Raw genomic sequence first — 13,073 nt, 5'->3', positions numbered from 1 at the left:
GCGCCTCACCCGCCCAACTGCACGCGTAACCGGCTGACCAGGTCCGGTACCCGGTCGACCACGGTGTCGGCGAGGGGCAGCACGGTCACCCAGGTGTCCGTGGCGGCGAGCACGAAGTAGGGCCGGCCGTCCGACAGGGTGTCCCGGAAGAGTTCGCCCGCGCGGGTGGACAGCCCCCGCCACGACGGCAGCTGTCGCGCCCGCTCCGCGGTGAGCGGTGTCATGTCCAGCAGGCCGAGCCCGGGTACCTGCTTGAGCACGGTTGCCGGCGCCGCGTACCGGCTGCCCGCCCTGGCCTGCGGGCGCACCGCCAGCCCGTCGTCGTACTCGGTGATCCGCAGGGTGCGCAGCACCGCGAGCAGGCTGGCGGTGGAACCGCCGTACAGCTGGGTGAGGAAGCAGTACCGGCGCCCGCGCCAGGCCGCCACCAACCGCTCCTCGTCGAGCCGGATCTGTGGATCGTGCGACCGCACCCGCGCGGTCAGCAGGGTGCCGCCCTGATAGGCGAGCTCCTCGTCGAAGTCGGTGACGCCGAGCTCGGCGGCCAGGTCGTCGGCGAGGCCGACCGGGCCGGCGGTCAGCTCGTGCAGCCGGCCGGCAACGGTCATCTCGACCACCGAGGTGAACGGCGCGCTGAGGTCGAGTGGGCCGGTGAGCAGGAATCGCCGGCCGTCCATCGCGCGGTGTGTGACAGAGGCGTCCGCGGCTGCCACGCCCACCACCTCCCCCGTGGGTACGGCACGTGGTGGCCTCAGAGTATCCGCGCCCATCGACGCCGCCACAAGACCGACCCGCCGGCGATCCGTCGCCCCGGACCGGGAGCGGCAGTGTCGGAGGCGTCCCGGCCGGGCCGGTGGGCGCGAGCGGGTCACCTTGCCCGGTCGCGGCTGGACGGTCGGGCTGGCCCGGGCGGCGCTGGAGCCGGCCGGCGGGTCCGGCGGCCGGCCGGATACCGTGCGGTCGGCGCGGGTCCGCCCCCGCGCCGGGTGCGTCGAGAGGGAGGTCGGATGCGGCTGCACGTGGGGTGCGCGATGTGGACGCACAGGTCCTGGCCGGGGCGGTTCCTGCCGCACCCGCTGCCGGCCCACGAGCGGCTGCGCGCCTACGCCGGATGGTGCACGGCGGTCGAGGGGAACACCACCTTCTACGCGACCCCGGCCCGGGAGACGGTGGCGTCGTGGGCGCGACAGACCGACCCCGACTTCCGGTTCGTGCTCAAGCTGCCGAAGGCCGTGACGCACGAACGCCGGCTGACCGGCGCCGACGCGGAGCTCCGGGCGTTCCTGCACGCGATCGAACCGCTCGGCCCCCGGGCGCACGCCCTCTGGATCCAGCTGCCGGGCTCGTTCGGCCCCGCCGACGTACCCGCGCTGGCCCGATTCCTGCGCGAGTTGCCCGCCGCCCACCGGTACGCCGTGGAGATCCGCCATCCCGCGTTCTTCGACGACGCCGGGGCGGCAGGCACCCTCGAGGCCGCCCTCGGCACGGTCGGCGCGGAGTGGATCCCCTTCGACACCACCGCGTTCTTCCGCACCCCGCCGACCAGCGACGCGGAGCGGGAGGCGTGGACCAGGAAGCCGCGTACGGCGCTGCGCACCCGCGCGTTGACCGACCGGCCGATCGTCCGGTACCTGGGCCGGGACGACCCCGCCCGGACGGTCGAGGGCTGGCAGCCGTGGCTGGACGTGGTGACCGGCTGGCTGCGCGAGGGCCGTTCGCCGACCGTGTTCGTGCACACCCCGGACAACGCCGCCGCGCCGGAGCTGGCTCGCGGCTTCCACGACCAGGTGCGGGCGCGCCTGCCCGAGCTGGCGCCGCTGCCCGAGCCGGCCCCGATCGGCCCGTCGACGCTGTTCTGAGTACGTCGGAGGCGTCAGCGCTGGCCCAGCGCGTGCCGTACGGCAGCCGTGGTGCGTTCGACGTCGCCGGTGGCGAGCAGGTCGAGCAGCGCTCCGCGCAGGACGGCGAGGACCGCGCTGCGCTCCGCCCGGCCCGCCGCGGTGTCCCGCTGTGCGGCGGGCTGTGCGCGGGCGAGCACGTCGAGCCAGTCCTGCACAGTGGCCCGGGCGAAGTCGGCCCAGGGGCCGTCGGGTTCAACCAGGGACCGGGCGTACGCCTCCACCCAGAGCACCAGCAGGGACCGGTGCCGCGGAGCGGCCAGCCAGGCCCACAGTCCTTCGGCGACCGTCCGTAGGTCGCCGGGCGCCTCGCCGGGTTCGGCGAGGCCGCGCAGCAGGCGCAGTTCGTCGGTGCGGGCGCGGGCGAGCAGGGTGCGCACCAGACCGTCCTTGCTGCCGAAGAGGTACAGCAGCACCCGGGGACTGGAGCCGATCGCCGTGGCCAGCGGACGCAACGACATGTCCCCCAGGCCGTGTTCGAGGACGTACCGGTAGGCGGCCTCCCGTAGTTCGACGTGTCGCGCCGACGGGGCCGTCCCCTCGGCGGCCCGCTCCGACGCATCAGCGGTGGACATGGTTCCGCATGCTGCCATACTGAAACAGTCGTGTCAGTGCCGCCCACGGTCGGGCGGCCGACGTCGAGGAGGCAGCCATGTCCGTGCCGGTCCAGCCGGTTCCCGCGGCGTCCCCGGACGGCCCGTCGGGCGACGCCCGGGATCAGCTCCGCATCCGCCGCGCGGACCAGCCGGGCGACCTGGGCTGGGTGGTGATGGCCCACGGCGAGTTCTACGCGCGGGAGTTCGGCTGGGACGTCTCGTTCGAGGCGCTGGTCGCCCGGATCGTCGCCGACTACGCCGACAGCCACGATCCGGTACGGGAGGCCGCCTGGATCGCCGAACTCGGCGGCGAACGGGTCGGCTGCGTCTTCTGCGTCGCGGCCGACGGACCGGGCGCGCTGGAGAACACGGCGAAGCTGCGCATCCTGCTGGTCGACCCCGCCGCTCGCGGCCGGCGGCTGGGTACCCGGCTGGTGAACACCTGCGTCGAGTTCGCCCGGGCCACCGGCTACCGCCAGCTGCTGCTGTGGACCAACGACGTCCTGGTCGCGGCCCGGCGCATCTACCAGGCCGCCGGCTTCCAGCTGGTGGACGAGCACCGGCACCACAGCTTCGGCCGTGACCTCATCGGCCAGACCTGGGCGCTGGAGCTACGACCGGCTCAGCCGTGAGGTGACCGTCGACCGGGCCGACCCCGTACGGGGCGGCTCCCGCCTCAGGGGATCTTGATGGCCGAGGCGCCGCTGCCCCGTACCGAACGGTTGATGGCGGGACCCCCGCTCCAGAAGAAGCAGCGCACCCCACGGTCGCCGCGCGCCCAGCCCTGCTCCGACGGCAGCCGGTAGGTCGTCCCGGTGCGCACCTCGCGGCCGGCCGGCACCTTCGCGTACCGGTAGACCAGCGTCCGGCACCGGGCGTGCACGGCCTCCGGGTCGCGGTCCACGTCGGCGCGCCGCTGCACCGGGGTCGTCCAGATACCGACGTACTCGTAGCGGTGCGGATCGGCGCAGCCAACCGGGTCCAGCGCGTACCAGTCGTCGAGGTCGAAGCAGGTGAGCGCGAGCGGCGACGTTCCCGTCAGGACGTCGCGCAGGCTGCCGGCCTGTTTCATGATCGAATCGGGCGAGCCGTTGGCGCTGCTGTGGCCGCTGAGCACGAACAGGTCACAGCGGAACCAGCGTGCCCCGCCCTGCCACCCCGGCACCGACGGCGGCACCGCCTGCACCCCCAGCCGTCCGTCGCGCCAGTCCCCGCCGACGAACGCCCGCGCCTTGGCGTCGCACTCGGCGAACGCGGGACGCATGACGGCCGAATGGAACCGGGGCGGGATGGGACGCTCGGCCAGCTCACCGGTGAACGTCCCGACGTGGATCGTCTCCAGGACGTAGGGTTGCCGGCAGTCCACCGGCTGGTGGTTCTCCACGGTCGGATCGGCGACCGCGTGACAGTCGCCGGCCCGGGGCGTGAACTGTTGCGCGGCCGGCAGTTCGCGCCAGTCGTCGACCAGTTCGCCGTCGGTGCCCGCCGGCGGCGCGGCGCACCCCGACACCAGGACGGCGGTCAGCGCGGCGGCGACAACCAGGTGCGGCTGACGCCTCATCTGCCGTCCTCTCCAGGGCCCGGGGATTCGTGACGCGCAGCATAGGACAGCGGTCTTCGAGCCGTAGCGGCCGCACTGGCGCAGCCCGGACCGGCGCGCGTGGGCGAGCAGGACCTTGATGCCATGTCCGAGGATGCCAACATCGACATCGGTCCGCCGACGGGAGGTCGAGGGTGTCGCCGGACGCGTCCTGGGTGCAGTGGTTGGTGATCGTGGCGGCCCTGGTGCAGAGCACCGCGGCAGTGATCCAGATATCCCAGGGACGCCGGCAGCCCGGGAGCCGCACAGCAGCCGCGAAGCCAGCCGTGCCCGTCGATGACGTGCTGCGCGTCGGCGTGGTCACCATCGTCCTCGGGGTCATGGCGATCTACGCCGCACCCCGGGTCGCGGCGCTGGGCCTCGACCACACGGCCGAAAACCTGTACGAGACCGTTCTCATCGTCATCTCTTGTGCTGGCCCGTTCGCCGCCGTCACGACGATCCTGCTGGCACTGGCCAAGGTGTTCGAGAAGGAGGAGACGCCGACCGACGCGCTCGTCCACTCCCTCGCCGCCGTCGCCGCGACCGGAGTGCTGATCATGGAGGTCGCCATGCTCACGTCGGGCACCTGATGGCGCTCACCATCGTTCGCGGCCGCGATGCCGGTGGCGCGCCGGATCGCGGTCCGGTGCGCCACCGGGCGGTGGTGCGACCTCGGGGTCAGCCCGTGCTGCAGGAGACCGTCGGCCAGGTGTAGGTGCCGTTGTGCTGGATGGTCACGCCCCAGTTGTTGCCGCTGCCGTTGGGCGTGGCGACCAGTTGCTGGGCGGTCGGGTAGCTGGCGTTGATGTTCCAGGTGGCGATGATCCTGGCGGGGGACGGAACGTTCATCGTCACGGTCCAACTGCTGGAGCCGGAGACCGAGACGTTGAGGTTGTAGCGGTCGCTCCACTGCTGGCCGGCCGACAGGGTCGCGGTGCAGCCACCACCACCACCGCCACCACCGCCACCACCGCCGCCGGAGCCGCCCACGGTGATGTTGGAGTTGCCGCTGCTCTGGTATCCCTCGGTGGCCATGATCATGTAGTCGTGGCTGCCCAGGCTCATGCCCTTGCTGGCCCAGGCGTCGAAGTGGTTGCCGGAGGTGATGGTGCCGCCGGTGCGCTTCGACTGCCGCACGCTCCAGTACTGGTTGAAGGTCCTGGTGCCCTCGATGGACGGGGCGTTGTACCGCGTCGTCTGGTAGATGTCGTACGTGCCGCCGTCGCTGGTCACGGTGCCCTTGTAGGTGCCGGTGGGCCGGTAGGTGCCCCAGTTGTCCACGATGTAGTACTCCACCAGCGGGTTCCGGGTCCACCCGTAGAGCGTCAGGTAGGCGTTGCCGGACGGGTTGAAGCTGCCCGAGTAGCTCACGCTGCGGCGGCCTCCGGTGCTCCAGCCCTTGCCGGCGACGAAGTTGCCGGTGTTGCGCCAGGACGTGCTGTAGTTGCCACCGGAGCCCAGTTCCATGGAGACCGTCCCGGCACTGTCGGTCCAGAACGAGTAGAAGTAGCCGTTGTGGGTGCCGGTCTGGTTGGAGGTCACGGCCGCGCTGGCGACACCGGGCAGCATCGTGGTGGCCACGACGAGCGCCAGGGCGCAGGCGCCGCCGACGAGCAGTCTGAGGCGGCCTCGGCGGTGTTGCGGCGGTCGGACGGGGACGTCGTTCATGAGCGTGCTTCCTCCTCGTGATGGCTGGCGGGGAGGCCAGGCAGCCTGGTACGACCCCGGGCGCGGCGGCCGGCGGTCGGGGTGGCGGCCACCGCGCGTCGGCGTCGTACGACGTGGTGGGGTTGACCGGTCGCCGTGCGGGTCGGTGACCGGCGGGCCGGGTCGCGGTGGGTGACCCGGATCGACGGATGTCGAGGTCTGTCGATGGCGAAAGTATCGACTCGGCCGCGCGAAGGTGTCAACATTTCTCGGAAATGTTTCGGAGCCTGCCCGGAGGCCGAACGAGTCCACAAAAGACATTTGCCCAGCTGGGTCTGCTGCGGCAGATCCCCGCGCCTGCAGCTGTGGATGGCAGCGCCATCCGGCGTGGCCGGAATGAGGGGCGAGGAACCGGAAGTTTTGGAAACCTTCCGGATCAGAGTGGGCACCGGTGCTCCCCAGTGCCGTGACCGGCCCGGTCGCGCTAACGTGCGGGGGTGGGTCAGGTCGACGATGGCGGGTGCCGGACCGGTCCGGCGGACGGGTCCCCGGTGGCCGACCTGCTGGCCGCGGCCCGGGCCGGTGACGGTGCCGCCTTCGGCCGCTTGGTCGGGCCGCTGCGCGACGAGCTGCGGGCGCACTGCTACCGGATGCTGGGGTCGGTGCACGACGCCGAGGACGCCGTCCAGGACACCCTGGACCGGGCCTGGCGCGGCCTCGACCGGCTGGCCGACCACGGGTCGATCCGGCCCTGGCTGTACAAGATCGCGACGAACCGGTCGCTCACGCTGATCGAGCGCCGGAGGCGGCGCGAACTGCCCACCGACCTGAGCCCGGAGGGCACGCCTGTGGCGGAGGCGGCGTGGCTCGAACCGTACCCCGACCGGCTGCTGGGCTGGACCGACCGGCTGAACCCGGAGGCCCGGGTGGTCGCGCGGGAGAGCGTGGAGCTGGCGTTCGTTGCCGCCCTGCAGCACCTGACGGCCCGGCAGCGCGCCGCCCTGCTGCTGCGCGACGTCCTCGGCTACCCGGCCAGCGAGGCCGCCGAGCTGCTGGCAACCACTGTCGCCGCGGTCAACAGCGCGCTGCAACGCGCCCGCGGGGTGCTGGCCGAGCTGCTGCCGGAGACCAGCCAGCAGCGGACCCTCGACGCGCTGGGCGACGCGGCGCTGCGCGAGCTGGTCCAGCGGTACGTGGCCGCGTGGGAGGCCAGCGACGTCGACGCCATCGTGGCCATGCTGACCGAGGACGCGCGCTACTCGATGCCGCCGCTGCGGGCCTGGTACCAGGGGTACGACGACATCCGCGGCTTCCTGCTCGACGCGGCCGGCCGGCACCGCTGGCGCTTCCTGCCCGCCCGGGCGAACGGGCAGCTCGCGTTCGGTACCTACCTGTGGGACGACGACCGGTCCGCGTACCTCCCGGGCGGCCTGGACCTGCTCGTCCTGCGGGGCCGGCGGGTGGCCGAGGTGGTCTCGTTCCTGGACGCCCACCTACCCGCGTACGGCCTGCCCGCCGAGCTGCCCGGCGAGGAGATCGTCGGCACGCGATGACTTTCCGCCCCGGCCGGGGTTGTAGTCCTGACGGACCCATTAACCGGAAGGCCGAGCCGACGATGCCGACGATGCCGACGAACGAGGAACAGATCCGTACCCTGATCGAGCGGTGGGCCGGGGCGGTCCACCGCGGAGACCTCGCCACGGTCCTGGCCGACCACGACGAGGACATCGTGATGTTCGACGTGCCGCCGCCGTACGACGGCGTGCGCGGCCTCGACGCCTACCGGCAGACCTGGCCGCCGTTCTTTCGGTGGCAGGCCCAGGGCGCCTCGTTCGAGATCGAGGAGCTGAAGATCACCGCCGGCGACGACGTCGCGTTCGCGTACGCCCTGCTGCGCTGCGGCACCCCGGCCGACCTCGCCGCCGCCCCGGACAACCGGCTGCGGCTCACGCTCGGGCTGCGCAAGCGGGCGGGCCGATGGGTCGTCACCCACGAACACCACTCCTTCCCGAGCGTCGACTCGACCGCCGACCCGGCCGGCACCGGTGACGCCGCCGCTGCCGAGCAGGAGGTGCGCCAGCTCCACGAGCGGTGGTTCGCCGGCACCGTCGCGAAGGACCTGGACGCCCTGATGGCCGCCATCGCCGACGACGTCGTCTCCTACGAGCACGAGCAGCCCCTGCGGTACGTCGGCGTCCAGGCGGTACGCGCGGTCTGCGCGGCCGGCCTCGACGCCGCCGGCGACGGTGCGGTCAGCTGGGAGGTGCCCGACCTGACGATCCGGGTCGACGGTGATCTCGCCGTCGCCTGGGGCCTCAACCGCGTCCACGTGCGGCCGGCCGACGGACCGGCCGTCGAGAGTTGGTCACGCGGGACCCGGGTCTTCGCCCGCCGGGACGGCGCCTGGCTCATGGTCCACCAGCACCTCTCCTACCCGTACGACCCGGCCAGCGGCGCCGCGAGAACCGACCTGCACCCCTGAGCGCAGGGGCCGGAGGGAGCGTCCCGTGATCGGGGGCGCTCCCTCCGGCGCTGGCCGGTGCCGGTGCTACGGCCCAGCCGGGCGACCCCACGGTCACCCGTGCGGCGGCACGTCAGCGCAGCCGGTACGCGGTGGGAAGGGTCTGCTTCACCGTGTTGCCCCCACTGTCGGTAGCGGCGATCCGCAGCCCGACGCCCTCGGCGGCCTGCTCCCGGTCCGGGTGCTTGATCTCCGCGGTGAAGGTGTTCCTACCGGCGGTCCGGGTGGTCGCCGGGTGCCAGGTCTGGCCACCGTCGAAGCTGGCCTCGACCCGCAGCGTGGTCACCGTGGGCGGGGCGGTGAGCCGCTCCTGGTAGTAGCCGACCACCGTGATCTGGTGGGCGCGCCCGGCCCGGGCCGTGTTGTCCAGGGCCAGACCGAGGTCGTACCGCAGGAAGATCAGCGGTTCCGGCCGGCAGGTCGCCTCGTTGTTGCCGAGCACGTCGCCCATGCACGGCTGCAACTCCGGGGAGTCCCCCTCGGTCGGCTTGGCGGAGGTGTACTCCCACACCGTCTTGACCCCGTTGGTCTCCGCCTCGAACGTGTACCGGGCCGATTCCGCTGGCAGGTCGTAGCCGACGACGTCCCCGCCGACGGAGCAGCCGAGGGCGAACACGGCCGCGGTCACCAGCGCCGCGACGGTTCCCTTCCGGCGCCGCGACGACGGCACACTCGTGTTCATCGCGTTGGTCTCCTTACCAGTGTCGACCGTCATCGCCGGCCTCCCAGGATGGAATCCGGCGTGTTGCCGGCGCTGCCGAAACCGAACGTGATTCGCTGCAAACGACGTTCGATCTCGTCGCCGGACTGGTTGAGCAGCCTGAAGTCACAGGCTGGCGCCTCGCAGGCCGGAGATCCGAAGTAGAACTCCGCGATACCGGTGTCGTTGACGATGCCGATCATGGCCTGGCGGGCCCCGCCGCTGCCGGTGAGATAGAAGGTCGGGTAGAAGGTGTCACCCTGCCGGCAACCCGAGCAGAGCATCCCGGTCGCGACCGTGAAGCCGGACCTGGTCCGGACCTGCGGCACGGCCCCCGGCACGGTCGGTCCCGTGTTCCAGTGCAGCTTGTTCCTGCCGCCGAGGACCGCGTCCTGCGTCTCGCCGCCGGCGGGACCGAGGATGCCGGCTCCGGCGTACTCGGCCCACGCGGTGCCGTACCGGTTGATGGCGTCGCCCTGCCGCTTCACGAAGGTGGTCAGGGTCTGCTGGGTGGTGGTGCGCGGCAGGTTCAGGGCGTACCCGGCCGCACCGGACTTCGCCTGCTGCAGCCAGGTGAGGTCGGTGACCTCGCCGGGCCGGTCGGCGTGGAAGTAGTGGTCGACCCGGTCGAAGTCCTTCGTCCGGGCCCGGTACGGCAGGTTCGACGGAATCTGGCCGTCGGTGCCGAACGCGGCGCTGTAGACCGTCGCGGTGGCGCTGCCACCGAGCACGACCTGGATGTTCCGCGAGTCGGCCGTGAGCCGCCTGATCAGGCGGTCCGCCTCGGCGTACGGCACGGACACGATCGGCAGCGCGGCGTACGGCTGCACCGCCGGGCAGCTCTGCGGCCCGTCCGCGCACTGGGTGCTCTGTGTGGGAACGGCGCCCAGCGAGCTGAGGCCCGGTGCCGCGACCAGTACGCCGACCGCGCCGGCCGCGGCCGCCGCGGCGACCCGCTCGTCCCGCAGGCGCGGGAAGTCACAGGCCGTGTCGCAGATGTCGGTCGGCGTCAGCAGCACCAGCTTGCCCCGGGCGTCGACCTTGGCGAGCTCGGCGGCTGACCCGGTGCCCGCGTGGACCACCGGCACCGTCCCGCGGGTCGGCAGCCGGGGAACCGCGACGGTGATGTCCCGGCCGGCCGTCGTCTCGTTCTCCTGCCACTGCTGCTGGCCGACGGGGATCGAGGCGTCCGGGGTGTGGTAGCGGGCGGGCAGGCCGAAGGTGTGACCGGCACCGACCACCCGCATGGTGACCGTCGGCGTGGTGAGCACGCTGTAGGTGTCGTGGGCGAGGGTGCCGGTGCGCACCTTGCCGGTCGGCAGCGCCCACCAGTTCGGCTCGTCGGCGCCGTACCCGGCCCTGAGTTCCGCCGTCATCCCCCACGCGCCGGTCGCCGAGACCCGCTCGAAGTAGCTGTACGCGTCGTACGTCTCGGTCGGCACGGGCGTCTGCACCCGCACCGGCTTGGCCTTGCGCAGGTCCAGCGTGACCGTGGTGGCCTCGCTGAGCCGCACCTCCGCCACCGCCGGGATGGCGGTGTGCCACTCGCCGGCCCGGTCCTGCCACTCCACCGCGACGGCGGCCGAGTAGACACCGCCGAAGAGCGGGGCCGTCATCGTGTCCGCGCCGTCCATGCCGACCGGGCCGTCGTGCAGCAGCACCTGGTCGTCGACCGGCAGGAACACGGCGTTGCCGTACCGGACGGTGGTGGCGCCCGTCGGCGGGACGACGTTCATGGTCAGCGCGAACCGCTCGGGCTCCAGGAAGGTGCTGACCCGGGTGGTGGCCCGCAGCGTGCCCGTCGGGTCGTGGGCGTTCAGCAGGCCGGTGTAGCGCCCGAAGACCCCGTCCGTGCCGAGCACCCTGCCGTCGACGGTCACCGACACCTCGGCCGATCCGTTGCCGGGCACGACCACCTCGTCGCTGGTGACGGTGAACAGGCCGGCCGGAGCGGGCTGGTCGCCGGAGGAGATCGACGTCGTGAGCTTCAACATGATCGCCTGGTCGGTGTGGTTGGTGTAGGTGACCTTCTTGGTCAGCGGCGAGTGCGGGTAGGCCAGCCGGCCGAAGCTCAGGTTCCCGCCCGCGATGATCGTCGGGTCGATCGCGGTGCCGACGTTGACCCGGCCGACGCCCTGGGCGTACACGTCGTGCCCCAGGTCGGTGGCGGTGCCCATCAGCAGCGCCTTGATCTCCTGGCCGGTCATGCCCGGGTGCTTCTGGGCGATCAGGGCCGCGGCGCCGGCCACGTGCGGGGTGGCCATCGAGGTGCCGCTGGCGGTGGTGTAGTGCTCGTCCACCACGGTGCCCATGGCCGTGCCGGCGGCGCGGGCCGCGACGATGGCGACGCCCGGAGCCGCGATGTCCGGCTTGGCGGCGCCGTCGCCGACTCGGGGACCGCGGCTGGAGAAGTCGGCCATCGCGTCTTCCTTGTCGACCGCCGCCACGGTCAGGGCCTCGTCGGCGGCGCCCGGGGCGCTGACCGTCCCGCTCTGCGGGCCGCTGTTGCCCGCCGCGACCACGAACAGCGTTCCGGTGTCGCGGCTGAGCTGGTTGAGCGACTCGCTCATCGGGTCGGTTCCGTCGGTGGCGCCGCCACCGATGCTCATGTTGACGACCTTGGCGCCGGAGTGGGCGGCCCACTCCATGCCCGCGATGATCGCGTCGAGGGCGCAGGACCCGCCGTTGTCGCAGATCTTGCCGACCCGCAGCTGGGCCCCGGGCGCGACCCCCTTACGCAGCCCGTTGGACGCCGCTCCGGTGCCCAGGATCGTGGCCGCCACGTGGGTGCCGTGTCCGTGCCCGTCCCGGGGGCCCTGGGCGTTGCCGCTGAAGTCGAGCTGCTCGATGATCCTGCCGGCCACGTCCGGGTGGTCGGGGTCGATGCCGCTGTCCAGCACCGCCACCGACACGCCGGTGCCGTCGTACCCGCGGCTCCAGGCGATGTTCGCGCCGATCTGCGGTACGGAGGAGTCGAGGTTGATCCGGGCCAACTCGTTCAGCCACACCTTCTTGACCCCGGTCAGCGAACCGGCGGCCCGGGCGGTGGCGGCGCCGGGAGCCGTCTTGCCCCGCACGTCCTGCCACCACCGGCCGTCGCCGGCGACGGCCATCGAGCGGCCGTTGATGCTCCGCAGCGCCTTGCCGCCGGTCGCGCCGGCGACCTTGGGCGCCTTGTCGGCCGTGGCCTTCCCGGTGTAGGTGACCAGCACCGGCACCTCGCCGACCTTGCCGGCCGCGACCAGCGTCGCCAGCTTGGTCAGGTCGAACAGGCCCCAGTCGAGCACTCCGTTGCCGAGCAACGAGAGGGCGTCGTTCGGCACGACGTGCACGCTGCCCATCCGGGTGAAGGTGTGGAACACGACGTCGGATCCGTCGGGCCGTGGGGCGCTCTCGATGTCCCGGACGACCGGCCTGCCGTCGGCGTTGATGCCGACGTACACCTTGTCGCCGGTGACCAGGGTCAGCGGGAGGGTCGCGCCGGACGCCGCGACGACCCGCAGCAGGTCGTCGTTGGCGGTCACGGTCACGTTCTGCTTCTGCGGGACCTCGGGTATCGGCGCCTGTCGGATCGGCTCGGACGCGTGTGCCGCCGTGGTCGACACGACCATCGCGAAGATGGCCAGACCGACGGTCACCGCGCCCAAGCGTCGCCCGAGACGCCTTGTTGCCGGGCTTCGCCTCATCTCTCAGCTCCTGCCATTCTGCGGTTACAGATGTGCGGGTGTGTGCGTGTGGGCGCCGACGTGGTACGGCGCCTCGATGCCCGCGAAGGCTTGTGGCCGTGCGAGCCGGGTCGGGTCGGGCGCGGTCCGGGGTGGGACGGCGCCGGGCGTGGGCGATCAGGGTCTGACCATGGGGACTCCTCGCTAGAGCGGTTCGTACTCGCCAGCCACGTCGGCACCGGCCGCGCCCTCGGCGGTCGGTGCGTCTGCCGGGCTCTCCGGCGGTCCTGCCGGTGCCAGGTCGTCCTTCGCACGGCGGGCCGGCTCGGCGGGGACGCCGGCCGGTTCGGGCGTCGGCGGATCGGTGGGCAGCATGGGGAAAGTGTGCGATCAAGCCCGCTGCCGGCTCGATTGGTCAAACGCGGTATTTAAACTCGTCGCTGGCTCGCGCGCTGTTTCTTCGT

The 13,073-nt window shown here is 72.5% G+C and carries 12 protein-coding genes; 5 read left to right on the top strand and 7 right to left on the bottom strand.

Annotation, left to right across the window (positions count from 1 at the left end; genetic code table 11):
• Positions 1-5 precede the first annotated feature (5 nt).
• Positions 6-677 carry a hypothetical protein gene (locus tag GA0070609_RS08315; RefSeq protein ID WP_088993279.1) on the bottom strand — a complete coding sequence of 224 codons (672 nt, stop codon included), beginning with the start codon at positions 675-677 and terminating at the stop codon, positions 6-8.
• Between the two features lie 354 nt (positions 678-1,031).
• Between GA0070609_RS08315 and GA0070609_RS08310 the strand changes: the two genes are divergently transcribed.
• The gene (locus tag GA0070609_RS08310) at positions 1,032-1,859 is read left to right on the top strand and encodes a DUF72 domain-containing protein (protein WP_197700328.1); all 828 of its coding nucleotides are present in this window, start codon (positions 1,032-1,034) and stop codon (positions 1,857-1,859) included.
• Positions 1,860-1,873: 14 nt separating this feature from the next.
• On the opposite strand, the gene GA0070609_RS08305 is transcribed toward GA0070609_RS08310, so the two are convergent.
• Positions 1,874-2,473 carry a TetR/AcrR family transcriptional regulator gene (locus GA0070609_RS08305; RefSeq protein WP_088993277.1) on the bottom strand — a complete coding sequence of 200 codons (600 nt, stop codon included), beginning with the start codon at positions 2,471-2,473 and terminating at the stop codon, positions 1,874-1,876.
• Between the two features lie 77 nt (positions 2,474-2,550).
• Here GA0070609_RS08305 and GA0070609_RS08300 point away from each other — a divergent pair, with 77 nt between their 5' ends.
• Positions 2,551-3,126: a GNAT family N-acetyltransferase gene (locus GA0070609_RS08300; protein WP_088993276.1), complete on the top strand. Its 576-nt coding sequence runs from the start codon at positions 2,551-2,553 to the stop codon at positions 3,124-3,126.
• 44 nt (positions 3,127-3,170) lie between these two features.
• On the opposite strand, the gene GA0070609_RS08295 is transcribed toward GA0070609_RS08300, so the two are convergent.
• Positions 3,171-4,055, bottom strand: a complete 885-nt coding sequence (locus GA0070609_RS08295; RefSeq protein WP_088993275.1) for a septum formation family protein — start codon at positions 4,053-4,055, stop codon at positions 3,171-3,173.
• Between the two features lie 173 nt (positions 4,056-4,228).
• Between GA0070609_RS08295 and GA0070609_RS08290 the strand changes: the two genes are divergently transcribed.
• A complete protein-coding gene (locus GA0070609_RS08290) occupies positions 4,229-4,666 on the top strand; it encodes a hypothetical protein (protein WP_088993274.1) in 438 nt (145 codons plus the stop codon).
• Between the two features lie 88 nt (positions 4,667-4,754).
• Here the strand turns inward: GA0070609_RS08290 and GA0070609_RS08285 are convergent, their stop codons facing one another.
• On the bottom strand, positions 4,755-5,744 hold the full coding sequence (locus GA0070609_RS08285) for a glycoside hydrolase family 11 protein (RefSeq protein ID WP_088993273.1): 990 nt from the start codon (positions 5,742-5,744) through the stop codon (positions 4,755-4,757).
• Between the two features lie 530 nt (positions 5,745-6,274).
• On the opposite strand from GA0070609_RS08285, the gene GA0070609_RS08280 reads away from it, so the two are divergent.
• Together GA0070609_RS08280 and GA0070609_RS08275 are read left to right on the top strand one after the other, a co-directional pair.
• A complete protein-coding gene (locus GA0070609_RS08280) occupies positions 6,275-7,276 on the top strand; it encodes a sigma-70 family RNA polymerase sigma factor (protein ID WP_157748366.1) in 1,002 nt (333 codons plus the stop codon).
• A gap of 71 nt (positions 7,277-7,347) precedes the next feature.
• Entirely contained in the window at positions 7,348-8,205 is an 858-nt protein-coding gene (locus tag GA0070609_RS08275) for a nuclear transport factor 2 family protein (RefSeq protein ID WP_088993272.1), read from the top strand.
• Positions 8,206-8,317: 112 nt separating this feature from the next.
• Here GA0070609_RS08275 and GA0070609_RS08270 read toward each other — a convergent pair whose 3' ends face one another.
• From GA0070609_RS08270 to GA0070609_RS33090, 3 genes are all read right to left on the bottom strand, one after another.
• Complete coding sequence (locus GA0070609_RS08270; protein ID WP_088993271.1) at positions 8,318-8,959, bottom strand: hypothetical protein; 642 nt, start codon at positions 8,957-8,959, stop codon at positions 8,318-8,320.
• Positions 8,956-12,582, bottom strand: coding sequence for a S8 family peptidase (locus tag GA0070609_RS08265; RefSeq protein WP_172899308.1), 3,627 nt, complete (start codon positions 12,580-12,582; stop codon positions 8,956-8,958). Before GA0070609_RS08265 ends, GA0070609_RS08270 begins: the two co-directional genes overlap by 4 nt.
• A 231-nt stretch (positions 12,583-12,813) precedes the next feature.
• Positions 12,814-12,984, bottom strand: a complete 171-nt coding sequence (locus tag GA0070609_RS33090; protein WP_157748082.1) for a hypothetical protein — start codon at positions 12,982-12,984, stop codon at positions 12,814-12,816.
• Between the last annotated feature and the right edge of the window lie 89 nt (positions 12,985-13,073).

Source organism: Micromonospora echinaurantiaca, from assembly GCF_900090235.1.
GTDB classification, from domain to species: Bacteria; Actinomycetota; Actinomycetes; order Mycobacteriales; family Micromonosporaceae; genus Micromonospora; species Micromonospora echinaurantiaca.
This window is presented reverse-complemented; position numbering and strand designations above follow the sequence as displayed.